Source organism: Paenibacillus amylolyticus (genome assembly GCF_050990605.1).
GTDB classification, from domain to species: Bacteria; Bacillota; Bacilli; order Paenibacillales; family Paenibacillaceae; genus Paenibacillus; species Paenibacillus amylolyticus_H.
In genome coordinates, this window is the sequence record NZ_CP158832.1 from 3,312,412 (window position 1) to 3,335,998 (window position 23,587).

General features: G+C 47.0%; 10 protein-coding genes. 9 read left to right on the plus strand and 1 reads right to left on the minus strand.

Features of this window, described 5'->3' with window-relative positions; all coding sequences use genetic code 11:
- Positions 1-100: 100 nt before the first annotated feature.
- Both ABTV53_RS14890 and ABTV53_RS14895 read left to right on the plus strand, forming a co-directional pair.
- On the plus strand, positions 101-676 hold the full coding sequence (locus tag ABTV53_RS14890; RefSeq protein WP_433743567.1) for a TetR/AcrR family transcriptional regulator: 576 nt from the start codon (positions 101-103) through the stop codon (positions 674-676).
- A gap of 205 nt (positions 677-881) precedes the next feature.
- A complete protein-coding gene (locus tag ABTV53_RS14895; RefSeq protein ID WP_433743570.1) occupies positions 882-1,922 on the plus strand; it encodes an NADH:flavin oxidoreductase in 1,041 nt (346 codons plus the stop codon).
- A 247-nt stretch (positions 1,923-2,169) separates the two neighbouring features.
- Here ABTV53_RS14895 and ABTV53_RS14900 read toward each other — a convergent pair whose 3' ends face one another.
- Entirely contained in the window at positions 2,170-3,189 is a 1,020-nt protein-coding gene (locus tag ABTV53_RS14900) for an alpha/beta fold hydrolase (RefSeq protein ID WP_433743573.1), read from the minus strand.
- A gap of 144 nt (positions 3,190-3,333) precedes the next feature.
- Between ABTV53_RS14900 and ABTV53_RS14905 the strand changes: the two genes are divergently transcribed.
- The 7 genes from ABTV53_RS14905 to ABTV53_RS14935 all read left to right on the plus strand — a co-directional run bounded on the left by ABTV53_RS14905 (position 3,334) and on the right by ABTV53_RS14935 (position 23,585).
- Positions 3,334-4,242 (plus strand): LysR family transcriptional regulator, encoded by a 909-nt coding sequence (locus tag ABTV53_RS14905; protein WP_433743575.1) that lies wholly within the window; start codon positions 3,334-3,336, stop codon positions 4,240-4,242.
- A 66-nt stretch (positions 4,243-4,308) separates the two neighbouring features.
- A complete protein-coding gene (locus ABTV53_RS14910) occupies positions 4,309-5,025 on the plus strand; it encodes a class I SAM-dependent methyltransferase (RefSeq protein ID WP_433743577.1) in 717 nt (238 codons plus the stop codon).
- Between the two features lie 275 nt (positions 5,026-5,300).
- Positions 5,301-7,232 (plus strand): fructose-1,6-bisphosphatase, encoded by a 1,932-nt coding sequence (locus tag ABTV53_RS14915; protein ID WP_433743579.1) that lies wholly within the window; start codon positions 5,301-5,303, stop codon positions 7,230-7,232.
- 610 nt (positions 7,233-7,842) lie between these two features.
- Positions 7,843-11,124 carry an ACP S-malonyltransferase gene (gene fabD / locus ABTV53_RS14920; RefSeq protein ID WP_433754225.1) on the plus strand — a complete coding sequence of 1,094 codons (3,282 nt, stop codon included), beginning with the start codon at positions 7,843-7,845 and terminating at the stop codon, positions 11,122-11,124.
- 54 nt (positions 11,125-11,178) lie between these two features.
- Positions 11,179-12,420, plus strand: coding sequence for an FAD-dependent oxidoreductase (locus ABTV53_RS14925; RefSeq protein WP_433743581.1), 1,242 nt, complete (start codon positions 11,179-11,181; stop codon positions 12,418-12,420).
- A 48-nt stretch (positions 12,421-12,468) separates the two neighbouring features.
- A complete protein-coding gene (locus tag ABTV53_RS14930; protein ID WP_433743584.1) occupies positions 12,469-17,742 on the plus strand; it encodes an SDR family NAD(P)-dependent oxidoreductase in 5,274 nt (1,757 codons plus the stop codon).
- Between the two features lie 35 nt (positions 17,743-17,777).
- The gene (locus ABTV53_RS14935) at positions 17,778-23,585 is read left to right on the plus strand and encodes an SDR family NAD(P)-dependent oxidoreductase (RefSeq protein WP_433743587.1); all 5,808 of its coding nucleotides are present in this window, start codon (positions 17,778-17,780) and stop codon (positions 23,583-23,585) included.
- Positions 23,586-23,587 lie beyond the last annotated feature (2 nt).

The window sequence follows — 23,587 nt, forward strand, 5'->3', positions numbered from 1 at the left end:
TACACCAGGTATGCGAACGATAAAAACATAAACATTTTTCAAACAGGATGTAAAATGATCAGTTCTTGACTGCATGGTCAAGAACTGATACATTAATCCCATGAGCAGACCAAGAGAATTTGATGTCGATCGTGTATTACACCAGTCTATGGAAGTGTTCTGGAATCAAGGCTTCAAAGCAACTTCTTATGAGGACCTTACGCGTACCACAGGAGTCAAAAAGCAAAGTTTGTACTGTGTTTTTAAAGACAAACGATCGTTGTTCCTGAAGGCGCTGGCACACTACCGTGAACAGGTTATAGCGAAACTGAAAGAGATTGAAGCCCTGGATTCGTCTCCCGTTGATAAACTGGATGCCTTACGATATTCCCTTTTAGACGATGAAACTGGCTGCCAAGGGTGTCTAATTGTGAATGCATCACTCGAATTCGGAACAGATGACGAGCAGGTCACACGCGAAGCTGAGCTCATGGTAGAAGAGGTTCAACTGGTATTAGAGAAGATCATAAGTAGTGGCCAGAAACAACAATTAATTTCCAACCGGTATACGAGTGTAGAGCTTGCATCTTATCTAAATAACACCATTCTTGGTGTGAGAGTTATGGAGAAATCAGGTTCATCCCGTGAACAGATCGAGACGGTTCTGCGTACTTCATTTGGCATGATCATGTCTTGATCTTTTTTTTGTGAAATTCTTGACTACGAAGTCAAAAATAATTGAAGGCGGATTAATACACCACGAAACCTTGAAGGAGGTGGGGCTTTTCGATAAAAATCGTGTATTGATTCATTTGGAAATAACGTCTAGCTGTTAACCAGGCTGGTTGCTGTTTAACATCTCCTAGGTCAATGTATATAAAACGAAATATGTGGAGGTTATTATGAATTATTCTCAATCCGTAGAAGCATTGTTCCAACCAATAGAGTTAGGTCACTTGAAGTTATCCAATCGGATCGTGATGGCGCCGATGACGCGTCAATTTTCTCCGGACGGTATCCCGGGTTCGAATGTTGCGGGCTATTACCGCCGCAGAGCAGAGAACGCAGTGGGGCTTATTGTGACGGAAGGGACAATAATTAATCATCCGGATGCATCCAATCAAGCCAATGTGCCGCACTTTTATGGCGAAGCTGCAATGAATGGTTGGGCACATGTTGTATCTGAAGTACATGAAGCTGGCGGTCGAATTATTCCACAGATCTGGCATATGGGAGCTAAAGGTCATGTTAATGATTATTCGGAAGCTGAGATTGCTACAATCGTTCAGGAATTCGCACAAGCAGCCTCAGAAGCGAAACGCGTTGGGTTCGATGGTGTTGAAATCCATGGAGCACACGGCTATCTGATCGACCAATTCCTGTATGAGAAAACCAACTCTCGTACGGATCGTTATGGTGGAGATATGATGGCTCGCACACGTTTTGCAGTTGAAGTAATTGAGGCTTGCCGTAAAGTAGTGGGATCGGAATTCACTATTGTACTGCGTTTATCTCAGTGGAAGACAGATGATTATCAGGCTAAATTGGCTGAAACACCGGAATTACTGGAGCAGCTTCTCGCACCGTTGGTTCAAGCTGGAGTCGATATCTTCCACTGTTCCACACGCCGTTTCTGGGAGCCGGAATTCGAAGGGTCTGATCTGAATTTTGCTGGCTGGACAAAAAAACTGACTGGTAAACCGACAATCACAGTTGGATCGATTGGTCTTGATGGTGACTTTACAAGTCTGTTCACAGAAGGTAAAGGTGCAAGTAACGTCGGTATCGAGGGATTGGTACAACGACTTCAGAATGATGAGTTTGATCTGGTTGCTGTAGGCCGTGCTCTTCTAGTCGACCCTGAATGGGTTAAGAAAATTCAAGAAGGTCGTACTGATGATCTGGTTCCATTCACAAGAGAGGCGATGACTGTACTTACTTAATTGTAGTTTAATCATTAGGGATGTGTATTAATCAAACACACCTTCAAGAGAATGAAACCTTGTCGTAAGATAGGGATATCATCTTGGAGGTGTGTTTGTAATGGCAACCAGAGTGAGTTATCCGGTGGAACTAAAGATGAACGCCATAGAAATGAGACTGACAGAGGTACCGGTATTGTAATGGAAAATTGCACTGCTTAGAGCAGGGACTTGCTAGGCCTGACAGACATCCAATGCAATTGACGATCTATTCATTAGTGCTATGTGACAACAAGTGGTTTAGATTGTCATCAATAAATTGATTATCCGCACTGTTAATTCCACGACCGGCAAAATGGCCCCAGATCGATTGGATTGGTTTCAAGACAGCATTAGGTATACGCTTAGCTTCATATTCATTATCGTCCGCTGTGCAGAAGAGATCCGTGCTTCCCGGCATGATACAGGCAAGTGCTTTTATGCTCTGAAGTGCTTTATCAAAGTCTCCGTTATAAGAGGGGTTTGCACTGATATCTGCATGTTGCCCTGTCCATAACATGGCCAGAACATTATGCGGATCCATATTCATAAAGCTATTTTCCCAGACACCAGCTACAAAATCCTCTAATGTTTCAAATCCCATCTCACGGTAATGCTCTTCTCTATAAAATGCATGTGATAGTCCCCATCCTGCATACACCCGACCAACGGCACGCATGTGTGTAGAACTTAGTTGGTTTAATTTACTTGAGTCGAAGCCGACTGCAGATAGCAGTGAAGCTTTCACGCCTTCCAGGACCACAAATGTGTGAGGCCAAGGCTTGGCTATGCCTCCGAAAGGCGCGATTCGTTCAACCATCTCCGGGTAACTTGCCCCCCATTGAAATGCCTGAATGCCGCCCATCGACCACCCGACGACGAGAGCAATCTTTTCAATACCGAATTTTTCGGTCAGCAGTTGATGCTGGAATCGAACGTTGTCATAGATGGTTACCTGTGGAAAGTTAGCCCGATCGAATGGAGGGGGCGTATTACTCGGAGAGGAAGAGAGTCCATTGCCCAGCAAATTGGGAACGATAATAAAATATTTCTTTGGATCCAGTGCCATCCCGCTGCCAATGAGCCATTCATTCTGAATATGCTGATCTCCAAAAGCCGTTGGATAGACAATAACATTATCCTTCTGTTCATTTAATTTCCCGTAAGTTTTATAAGCCAGATATGCGTTTGGTAACGTCATTCCTGATTGTAAGATGACATCACCCAAATTAAAAATTTCATAATCCATCGTATAGTCGCTCCCTTCAAAATGAAAAACCACATGTTCCCTGTGATCTCTTGTACTCAGTATAGAGCTGTGATACTCTCAATAAAAGTGAATAGAATTCAAGATAGTATTCAATAAAATTGAAAGGTGAAGGGGGATCATCGGATGGAATTTCGTCAACTGAATACGTTTTGTACCGTTGCAACTACGTTGAATTTCACGCGGGCAGCAGAAGCGCTGAGCTACGTTCCTTCCAACGTCACGATGCAAATCAAAGCACTGGAAGACGAGCTAGGTGTTCGCCTCTTCGATCGGTTGGGCAAGCAACTCGCGCTCACAACTGCGGGTAAACGCTTTTTAACACACGCCCAAGGCGTTCTTGAAAAAATGGACGAAGCTCGTAGCGCTGTCCATGATAATGAAAAACTAAGTGGTACCATAACGATAAGTGCGAATGAGGTTATTTGCTCCTACCGGCTTCCACCTGTCTTCCAACGGTTTCGTTCGCAGCATCCGGGAGTTCGTCTAATCTTCCGCTCAGTTCAGAATCAAGAGCTCAAGCAAACGCTCTTTGAGGGAACCACGGATATGGTTTATATGTTGGATGAACCCATTCGCTCGAGTGGACTTTCCGTGGAGCCTTTGCTGGAAGAACATTTCCGATTGTTAGCTGCTCCAGATCACCCACTCGCCAAACGAACTGTACTGCAATTGGAAGATTTTCATGAAGAAGTGTTCCTGACAAATGAGAAGGGTTGTCCCTATCGAACGATGTTTGATCGGTCATTTGAGAAAGAGGGCATTGATAACATTACATATTTAGAGTTTCAAAGTGCGGAAGCCATTAAACAATGTGCAATTTCAGGCATCGGTATTGCCTTTCTTCCTGAGATCGTCGTGGAATCTGAAGTTGAACGCGGAGAACTTGTTGTCCTCCCATGGCAAATTCCGGACTTGCAGGTATATACACAGATGTTGTGGCATAAAGACAAGTGGCTTTCACCAATCATGTTATCTTTTATAGAAGCAACCAGGGAAGTTTTTGGATCAAAGAATGAGAATAAAACCATATAGGTTATGTATGAGACATCAAACTGTTGAGCACAGTAAAACGCTGTTGAAAGTGGGGAGACATTATTTATGATTCCATTAGTATACGACCAGATTAACCATTGGGGAAAAGACGATGAATTTTTCCTTGCATTGTTAAAGAGATTACAAGTAGAATCTATAGCTGACCTGGGCTGTGGAACAGGAAGATGGACTACTCATCTTGTTCCGTGCGGTTATAAAATTACCGCTATAGATCCCAATGAAGAAGCGATTGAAATGGCACGAAGTAAAGATAATTCTGGAAATGTAGATTGGATTATAGGTGATAGTACGGATTTACAAACCAATACCTATGATGCGGTAATTATGACAGCGAATGTTGCACAGGTATTTCTTACAGATGACAGTTGGAAGCGAGTAATCTCAGACGTATTCCGATCCCTAAAAATCGGGGGGCACTTTATTTTTGATACAAGAAACCCTTCGGAAAAAGTATGGGAAGAATGGGAGAAGGACAAAACTCCTGACTTCGCTAAAGATAGACTAAGCGGAGATCCTTTAGAAATTTATACAGAATATGAAGGGTTTGAGGGAGATATTTACACTTTCTATGAAATAGTAAAAAACACCAAAACAGAAAAAGTGTTAGTTCATGAAAAAATGCAGCTGAGGTTTCGAAATCAAGAAGAACTTGATGAGTCGCTGAAACAAATCGGTTTTTCAAAAATTAAAACATATGGTGATTGGGAATTTAAACAAGCAAATTCGGAAAATAGATCGTTTATTTTTCATTGTGTAAAATAGCAGTTAGTAAAAAAATGTCGAGAAACAAGAACATGTTCTCATTGAAAGTCGCTATATTAGCGGCTTTTTTATTCCTAAAATAACTACAGACATTGTTCATTCAAATCCATTCAATGAAATTTGTTCATATATGATGAACTGGAGTATGATGGGGGAAGGCGATGCTGATAATCACCATATAATCAATGCCAAGTATAGAGTGTAATTATATATAGGTCTAAAGCGTTTGGACCCGGCTATACAACACCATACTTCCTTGAAGGGGGACATCTGTTTTGGATGAGCAGTTTCTAGATTTATTGGCCGAGAAATATGATACGGAAGAAAAAATCATAACAGAGATCATCAACCTTGAAGCGATCTCCAATCTCCCAAAGGGAACCGAGCATTTTGTCAGTGATTTGCATGGGGAGTTCCACGCTTTTCAGCATGTACTAAGAAACGGTTCGGGTACTGTCAAAGAGAAAATCAAAGAATTATTCCGGGAGGTTTGGACGGATCAAGAAATCAATGATTTTGCGGCGTTGGTTTATTACCCGGAAGAAAAAATACAGCTGGTTATAGGGGAACTGAGCAATAAACAGGCTTTGAACCAGTGGTATAGACTAACAATTGAACACATGCTTAAGCTTATTTCTTATGCGTCTTCCAAGTATACACGCTCAAAATTGCGTAAAGCTCTGCCGGAGCAATATGTATATATTGTAGAAGAGCTTTTATACAAGACGGATTCGACCAACAATAAGAATCCTTATTACGAGGAAATATATCGGCAAATAATATCCTTGGGCCAGGCGGACAATCTCATTATCGGACTTGCTTACACGACACAGCGTCTGGTGGTTGACCATCTTCATGTGGTTGGAGATATCTATGACCGGGGGCCGTACCCCGATAAAATTATGGATACACTAATCAACTACCATTCTGTAGACATACAGTGGGGGAACCATGATGTCCTTTGGATCGGAGCCTACGCGGGTTCCCTGGTCTGCCTTGCGAATATTATCCGGATCTGCGCCAGATACGATAATCTGGACATCATTGAAGATGTATACGGAATCAATCTGCGCCCACTGCTAAACCTGGCGGAGAAATACTATGAAGACAATCCGTCCTTCAGACCTAAGCTACAGGCTGGCCATAACGTATCGGAGCAGGAAATTCTGCAGATCACCAAAATTCACCAAGCCATAGCCATGATTCAGTTTAAACTTGAAATCCCGATTATCAAGAGACGCCCTTACTTTAATATGTCTGAAAGACTTTTGCTGGAGCAGATTGATTACGACAACAATGAAATCAACATCTGCGGTAAAACGTACATGCTGGAAAACACCTGTTTCGCAACCGTAAATCCGCAGAAGCCTGAACAATTGCTGGAGGAAGAACGCCAAGTGATGGAAAAGCTGCTGTTTTCCGTTCAGCATTCCGAAAAGATGGCCAGACATATGAATTTTCTCATGAAAAAGGGTAGCCTTTATTTAAAATACAACGGGAATTTGTTAATCCACGGTTGTATTCCTTTGGATGAAGAAGGAAATATGGAAGAAATGCAGATTGAAGACAAGACATATGCGGGCCGTCAATTGCTTGATGTTTTTGAAGATTATTTACGTTACGCCTTTGCGCATCCGGAAGAGACAGAAGATCTGGCGACCGATATGGTATGGTACATCTGGACAGGGGAATGCTCCTCGCTCTTTGGAAAGAGAGAAATGACCACTTTTGAACGGTATTTCATCCAAGATAAAGAAGCACATAAGGAGAGAAAGAATCCGTACTACCATTTACGTGAAAATGAAGAGATCTGTCGAAAAATCTTGCAGGAGTTTGATTTGAATCCAGATCATGGACATGTCATTAACGGTCACACGCCAGTCAAAGAAAGTCGTGGAGAGAGCCCGGTTAAAGCAAACGGAAAAATGATCGTGATTGACGGCGGTTTTTCCAAAGCCTATCAATCCACAACGGGCATTGCCGGATATACCTTGCTGTACAATTCCTTTGGCATGCAGCTCGTTGCCCATCAAAAGTTTAATTCAAAAGAAGATGTGTTATGTAACGGAACGGACGTGTTATCTCTAAAAAGATTGGTAGACAAAGAACTGGCGCGGAAGCTGGTGAGGGAAACCAATGTCGGAGAAAAGCTGCTGCAGAAAATCTCAAATTTGAAGGATCTATTAGACTATCACTACATGAAATGAATCGATTGCTAAAAGTACACATCCGAATCAAACGTTTGAGTGCAATATGACGTAAACGCTCGTATTGGGCAGGGAAGTAATAAGACCCTGTCTGTGCGAGCCTTTCTTTTGTTACAGTGAAGATAAATCCTTTTGCTGAATACAAAATCTGGTCTGGTCCACAGAAAACCGCGGCAGCTTTAATATAGCTTTGCTTCAGATAGATAAAGCAAAAAAGTAACATCAATTGTTATTTATTTGGTCGTTTTCTATTATTAAATCATATCGAGATTTTGATTTATGGAAAAAAAACAATACAAATCTATACCATTTTTCTATTTATATATTTAAAATCCAATGTTATTCACCATTTTACGATATGCAATGACTATATTTACAAAATCCATCATTTACAAAAATTACAAAATTGATTATAGTATATTCAACAAGCTTTTCAACTAATTCAATCGTTGTTTCGGCACGTTGAAGATAGGAAAATGCACATATAATGATAGTTTTGTGTTAAATTATAATCTTCTGTCCCTGATCATCCGGGATAGCAGAGTTTATTTGATATGTCTATTGATGTGCTTGTAAGGAGGTGCTTAGACTGAGCGATCCCGTTGTTTTTATGTTTTCTGGACAAGGATCGCAGTATCCGCAGATGGGGAAGGAGCTGTTTGAGCAGGATGCATTGTTCAGGGAAACAATGCTTGCTCTGGATCAAACGGTTTTGGAATGCGGGGGCGAGTCAATCGTCCAGTATATGTACGGCGAATCGTCAACCGATGAGGACCGCTTCGAACGTACAATTTTGTCGCATCCCGCCATCTATATGGTGGAGTATGCACTTGCCCAATCGTTATTAACACGTGGCGTGATACCTGATTACGTCCTTGGCAGCAGCCTCGGGGAATTTGCCGCCGCTGCCATTGCGGGCGTATTCAGTGCAAAAGATGGCTTGCGCTGTGTTATGAAGCAGGCAATACGATTTGAGCAACATTGCCCTTCTGGCGCGATGTTAGCGATATTGGGAGATGCATCTATATATCCGGAACTTCTGGAAACTGAAGATTGTACCTTGGTGTCCGTCAATTATGACGGGCATTTTGTTATTTCCGGACCGGTGCATGCACTGACAAAAGCGCAGAAGTGGCTCACATCACATGCTGTGCTAAGTCAGATGCTCCCGGTTTCTTTTGCCTATCATTCTCCATGGATTGATTGGGCTGAGGCTGCCTACACGGAGGATTTGAAGGCATTTACATTTGCGACCCCTCATATACCGTTAATCTCCTGTATGACTGGAGGAGAGACTGCCCAAATTGTACAAAATCATTTCTGGCAGGTTGCACGAAAACCAATTCTCTTTCGCGAAGCAATACAAAAGCTTGAATCTGCCGGACCGCATCACTATATCGATATCAGTCCGGGCGGTACGCTTGCAGGTTTTGTAAAGCGTCTTGCAGACAAACGAGCTTCATCAGCTGCGGTCGTTTTGTTATCTCCCTTTTACAGGGATAAGGAACAATTGGAGAGCGTGGCCAGGCAATATCAACAGCCGAACATGAACATTCAGAGGGGAGAGCAGAGCATGAGGGCTTATGTATTTCCAGGACAAGGCTCGCAGTTCAAGGGCATGGGGCACGACGTTTGGAATCTTTATCCGGACCTGGTCCGCACCGCAGATGAAATATTGGGATATTCCATACGAGAGCTGTGTCTCGAAGACCCCGAAGGGCGACTCAAACGTACAGAATACACCCAGCCGGCCTTATACACCGTCAATGCCCTGATGTACTACAGGGAACTCGAACAACAGGGGAAGCCGGAGTATGCTGCGGGACACAGTTTGGGTGAATTTAATGCGTTGCTGGCTGCAGGCGTGTTTGATTTTGCAACCGGACTACGTATCGTCCAGTTCCGGGGTGAACTAATGGGAAGGGCAGAGGGCGGTGGGATGGCTGCTGTGATTGGGCTGCATGCAGATATTGTGGGTAAGATACTTGCGCAGCATGGTCTTGATCACTTGGATATCGCCAATATGAACAGCCCCAGTCAGATCGTTATTTCGGGTCCGCAGGACTTGCTACTTCAGGCGAAGTCTGTGTTTGAGCAGGAAGGTGCATCCAATTACGTCATCTTGAATGTGAGCGGCGCATTTCACTCCAGATATATGGAAGCAGCCAAGCAGCAATTTGCTGCATATCTCAAGCAGTTTCAGTTTGCTGCCCCGACGCTATCCGTTATTTCCAATGTTGGTGCAAGACCCTATACAATCGACCATCTGCAACACAACATGGTAGAGCAGTTGACGTCCTCTGTGCAATGGACCGATACCATTCGATATCTGATGGGAAAAGGGGTTAACGATATTGTACAGATAGGACCCGGTACGGCTCTAAGTAAGCTAGTAAAGGCTATCCAGGCTCAGGCTCCTCCACTTTTTGTAGAGAAATTATCTATTGAACCACCTCCGCCTTCGCCAGCAATGATAAAGGACGTACCTAAGGATGAATCATCGGGAGTGTCTGAGACCGCTGCCCATCCGTTCAGCAGTTCGCGGCGTTTTCAATCTGAACGGATGGGCAGCGCTGAATTCAGGCAGGATTATGGTGCCAGGCTGGCCTACGTTGCGGGAGGCATGTTTGGCGGCATTTCATCTGTGGCAATGATCACAACACTTGCAAAAGCTGGTATGGTCGGCTTTCTCGGAACAGGTGGACTGCGCCTTGATGAGGTGGAAGAGGCGGTGATGTCTATCCGCCGAGAATTGCCTGTCCAACATTGCTGGGGATTAAATGTGCTCCATGATCCTCTCCACCCTCAGCGCGAGGAAGAGATGATCAAGTTAATGCTTCGATTGGGCCTGAACAAGATGGAAGCAAAAGGATTTCTGGGCATGACTCCGGCACTTGTCCACTATCGGATCAAAGGAATCTATCGCAGATCCGATGGTACTGTGGCTTCATCTCATCTTCTTCTCGCCAAATGCTCTCGTCCAGAGGTGGCAGAGCTGTTTATGAGTCCAGCTCCGCAACATATGCTGGACCAATTACTGGGTGAAGGACGTATTTCCGCTGAACAGGCCCAATGGGCACGGCAATTGCCGATGGCGGATGACATTTGTGCAGAAGCCGACTGTGCAGGATATACCGATGGTGCAGTATCCATGACCCTGCTGCCTGCCATGCTGTCCCTGCGCAATCAGATGATGAAAAAACATGGCTACGCCAAAGCAATCCGGGTCGGTGCAGCAGGAGGTATTGGTACACCCCAGGCGGCTGCGGCCGTATTTGTCATGGGGGCGGACTTTATTCTGACCGGCTCGATTAATCAATGTACGGTCGAAGCCAATACTAGCCAACTCGTAAAGGAACTGCTTCAGCAAATCAACGTTCAGGATACCGGATATGCGCCCGCAGCAGGCATGTTTGAACTGGGAGGCAAAGTTCAGGTGCTCAAGAAAGGCGTTTACTTTCCTGCGCGTGCTAACAAACTGCATGAGCTGTATCGCCAGTACGACAGCATCGACGAGATTGATGAAAAAACAAAAACAAGGCTTCAGGAGCAGTATTTCAAAAGGAGCTTTGACAGCATTTACGCGGAGATGGAATCCGCTCTTACGACCCAGGAGAGAGCACTTGCCGAACGTAGTCCCAAGGCCAGAATGGCCGTTATTTTTAAATGGTATCTGGAGCACTCCGCCAAACTGGCGCTTCAGGGGGATGAGAATCACCAGCACAGGGTGGACTTTCAGGTATATTGTGGTCCGGCACTCGGTGCTTTTAATCAGTGGGTACGAGGAACAAGGCTCGAACCCTGGACACAGCGCCATGTGCACCTGATCGGAGAGAAGTTAATGGAAGAAACAGCCCAGCTGCTTAACGAAAGCCTGCTTCAACAGGTATAAAATGGTCCGGCACAATTAGATGCGCAGTGAGACAAGCCAATAAGGAGGAATCGAATGGATATTGAAAGTGAAGTGCTTATAGTTGGGGCGGGCATTGCAGGCGTGGCTCTGGCACTGGCCATGGGCAGAAAAGGTCGACAGGTGGTGTTGATTGAACGCTCAAAACAATTTCCTAACATTCCCAAAGGTGATTTCCTTCAGCCAGTAACGATTGATCTGCTGGACAAGCTTGGCGTTCTTCCTGAAGTAACCAAACACTGCGCTCATGTAGCACGGGTAAACTACGGCACGCTTGGGGGTGTCAACTGTTTCACGGGCAGTTATGAAGAAATGGACATGCCTGTGCGTTATGCATTGAACGGAGACCATCACCACATTCATCAGAGCCTGTTTAATGCCATTGAGGAAATGCCCAACGTACGCTTTTACCGCGGCATGAACGCAGGCAAACTGTTGTTCACCGATCATTATGTGAGCGGAATCGAAGCAGATTCGGCGGGCAAAACGGTACGCATCGGCAGCAAAATCCTTGTCGGGTCAGACGGCATCAAGTCCAAAATCCGTGATCAGCTGGGGCTTAAATATCACCTTTATCCTTATGAGGAAAAGATGGCAAAAATGTTTGCTTTTACTTTTCACGATGTCACACAAACCAGAGAAGAAGCCAGCTTTTTCTTTGGCGAAGGTGTAAGCTGCGGAGTCTTTCCTTTGCCTGGCCAAAGGCTCCGGATCTACCTGGCTTTGCGAAAGGATATATGGCAGCGCATCCGGGAGGACGGTATCGAATCATTGCGCGGCATGCTGCTGTCCCTATGTCCTCACTTGCAGCAAGTAATATCGCAGATCGTGGATTTCAAACAGGTTCAGTCCATTCCGGCCTATTATCTGCATACCGAAAAATGGGCAATTAACGGCGCCGTTCTGCTAGGAGATGCATGCCATGCTCTAAGTCCGGCACTGGGACAGGGAATGAATCTGGCGATTCAGGGTGCTGTCGAACTGTCGAATACGTTGGAAGAAGCGCTCATTAACGATGACTGCTCAGAAAGTCAGCTTCGCTTGTATGAGAAAAAAAGAAGGAAATATGTGCGTCTCATCCAGCGCAACAGCACAGCTCATACCTATTGCTGGTTTGTGAAGAACCGCGCCTTTGTGACGCTTCGTAATGCTGCTTTTCGTCGAATCGGCAAGTGTCCCAATCTGCTAAAGGAACAAATGCTGACCACGTCAGGATATAGTGACAAACCGCCTTCATTCTCACACATGCTGCGCTTTGCGGGACTCATGAAGCCTTGATGAAATGGAAGGTTAGTATGTCGATACCAAAGGAGAGGAGACATTCAGATGGGGAGCAAAAGGACGGAAATTGCCGTTGTGGGTATGGCCTGCCGTTTCCCGGGAGCCGGCGGATATGATTCATTTTGGGAAAACCTGATTCAAGGCCGTAATTCCATCTCCGAGATTCCCCCGGAACGTTGGGACTTGGAGCAGTTTTATTCATCAAACTCGAATGACACAGGCAAAACCTCAAGCAAATGGTGCGGGGTGGTGGAAGGAGCATATGATTTTGACAACAGTTTTTTTAACATTTCCCCGCGCGAGGCTGCGAGCATGGACCCACAGCAGCGTTTGCTCCTCGAAGATACATGGCATTGCATCGAGGATTCGGGAATTTCTCTGTCGGAGCTTCAGCAGAAGGTGACAGCTGTTTATACCGGCGTGATGACAGCGGGTTATTTGCAGCAGATGGAGGCCTCACAGGCAGACAGTTATGCCTGTCTTGGCAATTATGAGAGCTTGCTCGCAAACCGGATATCCTACGCGTTTAATTTGAGTGGCATGAGCCTGCCGATTAATGCGGCCTGCGCTTCCTCACTTGTGGCTATTCACGAGGCGAGACGTGCTCTGATTCTGGGAGAGTGTGATTATGCCTTGGCTTCTGCCGTGAATTTGAATCTCGACCCGCTCAAATATGTTTCCTTTTCCCAATCCAGAATGTTAAGCCCAACAGGGCAGTGCAAAACTTTCGACCAGAGTGCGGATGGATATGTCCCGGGAGACGGGGTTGCTGTATTGCTTCTACAACGTTTGGAGGAAGCAGTTGAGCAAGGAAATACGGTATATGGCATCATTAAAGGCTCTGCTGTCAACCACACGGGGAAAAGTTTGTCCATTACGGCACCTCGCATGGAGGCACAGCGTGATGTCATTTTGGCTGCGTGGAAGGCTGCGGATATCAATCCTCGCACCATTACCTATATCGAAGCACACGGGACTGGCACCTCGTTGGGGGACCCGATTGAGGTCGAGGCGTTAACCCAGGCATTTCGGCACTATACCCCGGATCGGGCATTCTGTAAGATTGGATCGGTTAAAACAAACATCGGTCATCTGGAGAGTGCAGCGGGCATAGCTGGTCTTATTAAAGTGATGATGATGATGAAACATCGGAAAATTCCGGCCTCTCTTCATGTGAAGACGCTGAATCCGATGATTCCCTTTTCGCGTACCCCGCTGGAAGTAGCACGAAAACAAGAGACGTGGCACAGTGGGGAGCAGGGGCAGCCTTTGCGCGCAGGGATCAGTTCATTCGGTTTCGGAGGTGTAAACGCCCACGTTGTGGTCGAACACTACGAACCCGCTTCCAAACCCTCTGTTCCCTCCAAGCTATCTGTTCAGCAGGATTCCAGAGAGCCGTCCCGATTATTTCTGCTGTCTGCCAAATCGGAAGCGAGCTTGCAGGAGCATGTCGCAGATTGGCAGCAGTGGTTCGACAAGCATTCTAATGCGGAAGATACACTACGTGCCATCAGCCTGTCGCTGCTTAAGGGCAGAGAGCATTTCAAATATCGGTTTGGCGGATGGGCTCAGACCCGGGAAGAGCTCAGGACATTGCTGAATTCCGACTGTTACGCCAGCCCGCAAATTGGAGCATCCGCAAGGTATCTGAACATTCAGCGTCCCACATGGGAGGGATACGCCCAATTGAAATGCTCTGGACATACTTCTCAGTTATTACTGCGTAAGGCGGAAAGGCAAATCGAGGCAGCATTAAAAGCAAACAGCATGAGGGAAGAATGGGAAGACTTGATGGCAGGATTCTATCAGGATACGTGGCATGAAGATCGGCGAGAGCTGTATTGTTTTATAGCTGGATATGTTCATGCTGCTTCCTTGATTCAACTGGGTTTTGCCCCACGGTGGATTCAGGGAACAGGCATTGGCATGCTGATTGCATGGGTCATTGGAGGTCACATTTCTGCTGAAGATATGATCTCCGTTCTGCTCAAGAAGAAACGTGCCGAAGACGTGAGAATGTGCAGCCCCATATGGCCTGTCATAGAGGAGGGAAGCTCATCCCCAATCATGCCCTTTGCTTTTGATGATTCCTATGTACATGAATTGATTCAATCTGTAAGGATCGTGGAGGAGCAGGCTTACGGCGGGTTCCGAGACGAATTGATGGATCGTGCGCATCGTTTATACACCCATCAGTATACGTTCAGGAACTACATAAATGAATGGAATGACGAATGGCAGGAGAGCACGGGAACAGCCATGCCATGGCAGTTGCAACAAACGTCTGACAGCAACAGGACAAGTGAATCTTCCCGTTCCACCTCGGCCGTGCTATGCATTGCAGTCATGGATGCACTGCACAGGGTGAAACGAAAGTGGCAGCTTCAGGTATCTGAAGAGTCAGACATTCCGGCTGTACAGGAACTGCTTGATCTTCTGGCAGATAAGGTACTTACCCGGAGAGACATTATCGAGATGTTGTTAAACGAGACAGGGGAACATCATGAACTTTCGCGGATCACAGCGCAGTTAAACCAGAATTCCGGACTCATGCTGCCACAACGCCCATACACACTTATTCGTCAGCACCAACAGCGGACAGGTGGAATGCACAACGCAGTCCAATTTCTACACGACTTCGTTCAACCCGGTAGTGAAGATGAAAAAGATGACAACTTACCTCTACCTTATTCAGAGAAAGCCACATACTGGATGAAACAGGCCGGACAAGAAGCAGAAGCAGAGGAAGTGACCTTGGAATTGCCATTTCACGAAAATGTACTACGATTATGGCTGTCCGGCATGGAGCTCGATATGCTTCAGCTTGCGGAAGAGGAACCTTATCAGAAAATACGATTGCCACGTTATGCATTTCAAAGAAAAACATTCCGTTGGTCTGCCAACTTTGGTAGAAAAGCGAAGGATTCCTTCCAAGAAACGGAAAGCAAAAGAGAACATGCTCGGCTTCATCCAATGCTTCACCGCAACCTTTCGGCTAATCAGGACACAAGATTCTGTTCGGACTTTACAGGCCATGAATTCTTTCTCAACGACCATCGGGTTCGAGGGCAACGGGTACTTCCAGGTGTGGCATATTTGGAGATGGCCCGCATGGCTTTGCACAGTGTGAACCCAGCGCCCTCTTCCTACTTTGAAGCGTTCCAAATTAAGAATGCAGCCTGGACAAGTCCAATTTCCGTGGATGAACGACCGGTTGAGGTATCTGTTCGACTACATTACGAAGATGCGGAACAGGGAGTTATGCGATATGAGATCAGTGCGGAAGGCAGCGAATCCCCAGATCGTCCGAGCTGCGGCACGGGCCGCGTCGCCTTGAGATCGTTGGACCCTATTGATCGTCTTGATATTTCGTCTCTGATTGCAATAATGCGAGAGGAGAGGTTGTTGGATCATGAGACCATTTATAGTCGCTTGCGAGAACAAGGGCTGGAATATGGACCAGGTCATCAGGCAATTAAGCGAATGTACATCGGCTCGGGTCAGGCTTTGGCACATCTGAGCATCCCTTCACATATAGAGCATACATTGAGCGATTATGCGCTGCATCCTAGCATGATGGATGGGGCCTTGCAAACTGCGATGTTGTTGCTTGGCGATAACGCCAGCCCTCAGGATCAAGAGAAGGGAACGAAACTCCCTTTTTATATGGAAGAAATGGATTGTTTGTTACCGTGTACAGCGGAGATGTGGGTGGATGTGCGTATCAGTGATGGTTGTCTAATCGGAGGGAACGTAGCGAAACTGGACATGGATCTGATGGATGCTGACGGAACCGTCTGTGTCCGGATTCGGAATTACATGTGCCGCAGCATACCGGGGAAGACGAGGCAGCAGCGCGTGAGGCAGGACGCGGAACGGGTAACGATCACCAGGGATTTGCACGAAGATTTTCCACCTGGTACGGAGTTGCTGACTCCTGTGTGGAGTTTGCTTCCATCGGAGAAAGTCGGCAGGATTCCTTTCGAAAGCCTCAGAACGGCCCTCATTGCTGCAGAGACAGTAGAGAGGAGCGGATACCTTGATGAGATTAGACATCAATATCCGGGAGCTTCGCTGATATGCATGAAGCCTGGCGAAACTGTGGAGCAAATGGCCCAAAGACTGGAAAACTGCGGACAGTTTGACCATCTGGTATGGGTCTCGGGATTGGGCAGCGCAGAAGGGAAGGATGCCAGCGCGATCACTCAGAGCCAAGAGGAAGGCGTAATTATTGTTTTCAGTTTGGTCAAAAGTCTATTGCAGCTAGGGTATGACAGAATCCCTCTCCAATGGACCGTAGTTACTTTTAGTGCCATAGCCATACATGCCCAGGATGAAGTGCATCCGCTCCATGCAAGCATACATGGCTTTCTCGGTTCTTTAGCCAAAGAATACAAAAACTGGACGTTCCGGGTAGTTGATCTTGATTTTGCAGATCGAAGTCTGCCGTCGCTGAGCCATATGCCCACTATGCCTGAGAACACTTGGAGCAATCTGATTGTCTATCGGGCCAAACAGTGGCATCGCTGTGAATTGCTGCCTGTGAAATTGCCTTCCATCCAGCAATCGGCTTATCGTCACGGCGGCGTATATGTCGTTATAGGCGGTGCTGGCGGATTGGGTAAAGTATGGAGCGAGTATATGATTAGTCGTTACAATGCTCAGATCATTTGGATCGGACGAACACCGCTCAACCCTGATATTGCCAAAGAGCTGGAAAGGCTTGTTCTGACAGGCCCGGCTCCAGTATATATATCAGCAGATGCAGGCAGTCCTGAGGCCTTGCATGAGGCATACAGGTTAATCAAACAACGCCATGGAGCAATTCATGGTGTTATTCATGCTGCCATTGCCCTCAGAGACAGCAGTGTAATGAAAATGGACTTGTCACAATTCAATGAAGGATTATATGCAAAAGTCAACGTATGCGCGGGAATGTTCGAGGTCTTTGAGAAGGAACCGCTTGACTTTATGCTGTTCTTCTCCTCCATCAATGCGTTTGCCACACCTGCCGGGCAAAGCAATTATACGGCCGGGTGTACATTCAAGGACTCTTTTGCCCAGTGGCTTCATCGTTATCTTCATTACCCTGTTAAAACCATTAATTGGGGGTATTGGGGAAGCACCGGAACGGTGGCTTCTCCAGCTTATCGTGAGCGGATGACCAAGCAAGGTATTGGCTCGATAGAGCCTTCCGAAGCGATGGCTGCGCTTGAACTGCTTCTGGCCAGTGCACTTCCTCAACTGGGATTGGTCAAAATCATTGGTAAGGCAAAGCCATACGCAATCAGTGAGCAAGAATTCATGACAGTATATTAGGCATGAAGCGTGTAATCCAACAGGAGGGCGAAATCATGCAAGATAACGAGCAGCTATCCTTACAGCACAAGCTGTGGAATTCATTAAACCAGAAGCTGATGCATGTGTTGATTGTTCAGATGGAACAGCTTGGAGATGTTAGAACGATGGCAGGAGCTTCGCACCGCACTTCTTATCCTGGTGTGCTTCCTGCATACCAACGATGGATGGAGCACACCCTTCGCATTCTTCAGCGTAAACCGGAACTCGGTGAATTTGAACGAAGTAACATTTGGTCTGATTGGGAAGAGCACAAGAAACGCTGGATTACGCAGCCGGAAATGAGAGCAAGGGTAGAACTCGCTGACGTGATGATCCGGGCGCTGCCCGACATTGTTACGGGCAAACAGTCCGCAACAGAGATCATGTTTCCGGGTGGCTCCATGTCCAGAGTGGAGGGAATATACAAGCAAAATTCAATTGCAGATTATTTCAATGCACTGCTTGCAGATGAGGCCACCCAGTTGATCAGGGACTTCTCCGGGCATGGCAATCGCAAGATCCGTATTCTTGAAATCGGCGCCGGAACTGGAGGAACAAGCTCCATGCTGTTTCAAAAGTTCGAGCCCTACCGTGAATTTATTCAGGAATACTGTTACACGGACGTCTCCAAATCTTTTCTGCAGCATGCAAGAAAACAATATGGGCCGTATGTTCCCTACCTGACGTACAGCCTGCTCAATATTGAAGAGCCCTTGCATTCTCAGGGAATTGAAGCGGGACGATATGACCTGGTTGTGGCTACCAATGTGCTGCACGCCACACGTCAGATCCGCCACACTTTGCGCAATGCCAAAGCATTGTTGACCTTGAAAGGTAAACTGCTCATCAACGAAATTATTGAGGATTCCCTGTTTAACCATGTCACGTTTGGCTTGCTAAGCGGGTGGTGGCTGTTCGAAGACGAAATGGTGCGTATTCCCGTCACTCCGTTGCTGCACCCTGATCAGTGGAAAGCGGTACTGGAGCTGGAGGGTTATTTTGACATAGAATTCCCGGCATCTACCTCCATAGAACTGGGCCAGCAAATTATAAGCGCAGCAAGTGACGGAATGGTCCGGCAGAAACAAACCTTTTCATCAGCGACTCAGATGCTGCTCACAGCCGAAAAGGAAGAGCTTTTACACCCACAAGAGACGATTACAGTTCAAGAACTAGAGCCAGCCTTAAACACGTTAAGCCCGAAAGCCCCCGCTGTAGATGACAAGGAATTAAAACAAGCATGCATGATGTATTTACAAAAGATGATCGGTGACATTCTGGATGTAGAACCAGAGCAGATCGATCCCGCGGAAGCTCTAGAAATGTATGGGCTGGATTCAATTCTCATCATTCAGTTGACTGAGCAGCTAAATAAGGAAATGGGAGAGCATGTGAGCAGCGTGCTCTTTTTTGAATATACAACCCTTGACGCACTGGTCAACCATTTTATGGAAAAGCGCAAGTTTGAACTGATCTCGATGCTTGGGTTAACGAAAATACAACAGGAATCGATAACAGAGCTTGGACTGAATATGGGTGAATTTTCGGCAGAAGCTACCACTCACCTCCTTACTGATCGTTACAAGCAGCAACGACTACCTGAGGCAACAAGTGAAGTAGCCATCATCGGGCTTGCCGGGCGTTACGCTCAGGCTGATGACATGGCAGAATTTTGGAACAACCTGATGCAGGGTAAAAATTGCATTACTGAAATACCTTCACAACGTTGGGATTGGAGAACCCACTATCATTCGGAGAAAGGACAAAAAGGAACGTCTTACAGCAGGTGGGGAGGATTTATTCGTGGTATCTATCACTTTGACCCGTTGCTCTTCCACATTTCTCCTAAAGAGGCCGAACAAATGGACCCTCAGGAGCGACAGTTCCTGCAAACGGTCTATGTTGCCATCGAAGATGCAGGCTATACGCCTCAGGCTCTTGCCGATGCAGGTACAGTGGGTGTGTACGCAGGTGTAATGAATGGCAACTATCCTACGGGAGCTTCCTTTTGGTCCATAGCCAATCGGGTATCCTACACGTTTAATTTCACGGGGCCAAGTCTGGCCGTGGATACGGCATGCTCTTCCTCCTTGACGGCCATTCACCTGGCAATGGAAAGCCTGCGCAACGGCACCTGTGACCTAGCCATCGCAGGCGGTGTGAATCTGATCGTTGACCCGGTTCATTATGTCAGGTTATCCGAAAAAACCATGCTGACTCCAGACAACGAGTGCAGTCCTTTTGGAGAGGGAGCCAATGGTTTTGTAGACGGAGAGGGTGTTGGTGCATTACTGCTCAAGCCGCTTCATCTGGCGGAGGCCGACGGGGATTTTATTTACGGCATCGTTAAAGGAAGCATGATTAATGCAGCGGGTAGAACAAAAGGGTACACCGTGCCCCATCCTGGCCAGCAGGCAAAGGTGATCAGCGAAGCCATCTCACGATCTGGCGTAGATGCCCGGACTATCAGTTATATTGAGGCACATGGCACGGGCACTGCACTGGGTGACCCGATTGAAATCGAAGGCTTGCGCAGGGCATTTGAGAAACATACAGCGGATAAACAATTTTGTGCAATCGGCTCGGTGAAGTCCAACATCGGCCATGCCGAGAGTGCGGCGGGCATCGCCGGAGTCAGCAAAATATTGCTGCAAATGCGTCACGGCTGCCTGGTGCCTTCACTGCATGCAGAGAGCAGTAACCCGAATATCCGGTTCAGTCAAACACCATTTCACGTTCAGCAGCACATGGCTCCATGGATTCGCCCCGTACTGGATACACCTGAAGGCATGCGCGAATATCCGCGGATTGCGGGTATCTCCTCATTCGGGGCAGGCGGTGCCAATGCCCATGTCATCCTTGAAGAATACAGGGCGAACAACCACATGGACCACGAATCGGCGGCGGTAGGAGATTTCAATACACCAGTAATGATTGTACTATCCGCCAAAAGCGAAGATCGCCTCATAATAAAGGTGAGACAGCTTGCGCAGGCCGTTCGAGATAATGCTTATACGGACATACATCTTGCCAGGATCGCCTACACGCTGCAAACCGGAAGAGAAGAGATGGAATGCAGATGCGCTTTCGCGGTGCATACCATCAAGGAGATGCTTGGCAAATTGCAAGCGTATATCACCGGGGAAACTGCACATGAACAGATATTTACCGGAGAGATCGATATTGAACGGAATAACAATCGGCTTGTAGACGATGACGATATGCAGGAACTGGCAGCCAGCTGGATGCGCAAACGAAAAACGGTTCGGCTTCTGGAGCAATGGGTTCGGGGAATGAAGCTGGATTGGCAGCAGTGGTATGGAACGGTTAAACCACAGCGAATCAGCCTGCCGGGATACCCTTTTGCGGAAGAGCACTACATGATCCCTTCTTTATCCTCATCATCGGGAAATGAAAGCATTGAAACCGCGAACGCCATAGCGCCCAGCCAGACAGGTTGGCTGCATCCGCTGCTGCATAAAAACACCAGTTATTTGGGCAGCCAGCGGTTTAGTTCACGTTTTACCGGAAACGAATCATTTTTGCGTGATCATCAAGTAAGAGGGGTGAGCATTTTACCCGGAGCGGCCCATCTGGAGATGGCTGCAGCAGCTCTACGGCATTCCCTGCCGCCCGAAGAACATAACAGACAGCAAAACGGCAACGATCATATTCGTCTGCATGATCTGGTATGGTTGCATCCCGCATCTGTAGAGGATCAGCCGTTGTCTGTACATCTTGAATTGCAGGCCGAGCGACACCAACAGGGGTACCGATTTGAAATTACAAGCAATACGAAGGCTGAGGCTCGATCCGTATTATGCAGTCAAGGATTCGTTTCCCTGATTCGCTCCACAGGGGACACGCCTGTATTCCAACCTGCTGATTGGCATAAGCTTCATGGCAACAAGCTCGTTTCACCTGAGAGAGGTTATCAATCTTTCTCTCAAACAGGACTGGTTTATGGAAGCACTCACCGCTGCATCTCACATTTGTATACAGGACAGCACAGCGTTATGGCACGACTAGCCATGCCAGTGTCGGGTACAGAAAGTCTGGAGGAATACGGACTCCACCCATCCATGCTGGATTCGGCTTTTCAGGCGTGTCTTGCACTTGCTATGGATTTGAATAAGGAAGAAGGTCTTTCACCTGAGCCCTGGCTGCCCTATGCACTGCAACAAGCGGAGATTTACGGGAGATGTTCTTCTGTGATGTGGGTAGAAGTCCGTTATACCGCGGGCAGTGGTCCTGGGAATTCCATGCCTCGTTATGACCTCACGCTCTATAGTGAGGATGGATTGCTTTGCGCAAAGTTTGAAGGTTTGGCATTACGGAAGTGGGCTGCCGCGCCCCAATCCCAGCAGGATTGGACCGGAGAGGAAACAACCGAAAATAATGCTAAACTGGCCGTTCTTACAACGGTGTGGACCCCATTCCCATTAGAGCAGCAATCATCAAGTGAAGACGTTTCCGGCACTGAGGTGTCTTCAGCGGAAAGACTTCTAATTCTCTGCGAGAATGCCGATATGAACATCCGTTTCCCGAGAAGGGATGCTTCTCGGCAGATTGTCTTTCCGAGACAGGCATCTGTGGCACAGATGGTGGATATGCTTGCTGCCGAGGGAGATTGCGATCATATGATCTGGTATTGTCGCCCCGGTACATCCGAGAATCGCTTGACAGAAACAAACCGGGAAGAGCAAGAAAGCTTCGTACCCGAACTTACTCGTTTTTTCAGGTTTGTCAAAAGTCTTCTGCACATGGGATACGGCTCCAAAAATCTTCACCTCACAGTCGTTACAACGAATGCGCAAGCACTTGCCTTCGATGATACCATCGACCCGGATCAGGCAGCTATTCATGGATTGACGGGGTCACTTGCTAAGGAGTATGCCCATTGGGCCATTCGCGTCATTGATCTGAAAAACGGCGAAATTCTCCCAATGGATGCTATTGCAGATATGATCCCGGCCCCCCACGGAAATGCATATATGTGGAGGGATCAGGAATGGTACCACCAGGAATTGGTGCCTGTAGAATACGATTCCGTTCCACTAGCCGCTTATCGGCAGGGAGGGGTCTATTTGGTTATTGGCGGAGCCGGAGGAATTGGCGAAGTCTGGACACGCTATATGATTTCGACTTACAGCGCACAAGTGATCTGGCTGGGAAGAAGACCTATTAGTCCCGAGATTCGCCATAAAATCGAACAGTTGGGGCAGTTAGGGCCGGAACCTCTTTATATCCAGGCAGACGCTTCGCTCCCCGGTTACCTGGAACAGGCTTATGAGTCTGTCATAAAGCGGTTTGGACAGGTGAATGGAATAATTCACTCTGCACTAGTGTTGTCAGACAGAAGTCTGGCGCGTATGGATGAAGAGATTTTCAACAACGTGCTGTCAGCCAAAGTTCAAATTAGTGAACAAGTGAATGCATTGATGAGTCGACTTCGGAAGCAACCCGATTTTGTCTTGTTTTTCTCTTCGCTGAACTCCTTTATGAAACTGCCGGGTCAGGGCAACTATGTAGCTGCCTGCTGTTATGCCGATGCCCTGGCCTCGCAGATGAACAGGAAATGGCCTGGACGGATCAAAGTGGTCAACTGGGGATATTGGGGCAGTGTTGGTTCGGTCGTATCGGAGCAGGTAAGGCAAAGCATGCATCAGAAAGGCATTGGTTCCATCGAAGCTGAGGAAGCCCATCCCATTCTGGAGTGGCTGATGTCAGGTTCCCTGCAACAGGCCGTCATACTCAAGATGACCCGCAAACCCGAAATGCTTGTACTAAATGAAAATCAAATGTTAACGGTATATTGTTAGAC

Coding starts and splice junctions, on each gene's coding strand:
- ABTV53_RS14925 (WP_433743581.1), top strand. CDS start 11,179: ATGGATATTGAAAGTGAAGTGCTTATAGTTGGGGCGGGCATTGCAGGC.
- ABTV53_RS14895 (WP_433743570.1), top strand. CDS start 882: ATGAATTATTCTCAATCCGTAGAAGCATTGTTCCAACCAATAGAGTTA.
- ABTV53_RS14890 (WP_433743567.1), top strand. CDS start 101: ATGAGCAGACCAAGAGAATTTGATGTCGATCGTGTATTACACCAGTCT.
- ABTV53_RS14900 (WP_433743573.1), bottom strand. CDS start 3,189: ATGGATTATGAAATTTTTAATTTGGGTGATGTCATCTTACAATCAGGA.
- ABTV53_RS14935 (WP_433743587.1), top strand. CDS start 17,778: ATGCAAGATAACGAGCAGCTATCCTTACAGCACAAGCTGTGGAATTCA.
- ABTV53_RS14910 (WP_433743577.1), top strand. CDS start 4,309: ATGATTCCATTAGTATACGACCAGATTAACCATTGGGGAAAAGACGAT.
- ABTV53_RS14905 (WP_433743575.1), top strand. CDS start 3,334: ATGGAATTTCGTCAACTGAATACGTTTTGTACCGTTGCAACTACGTTG.
- ABTV53_RS14930 (WP_433743584.1), top strand. CDS start 12,469: ATGGGGAGCAAAAGGACGGAAATTGCCGTTGTGGGTATGGCCTGCCGT.
- fabD (WP_433754225.1), top strand. CDS start 7,843: ATGTTTTCTGGACAAGGATCGCAGTATCCGCAGATGGGGAAGGAGCTG.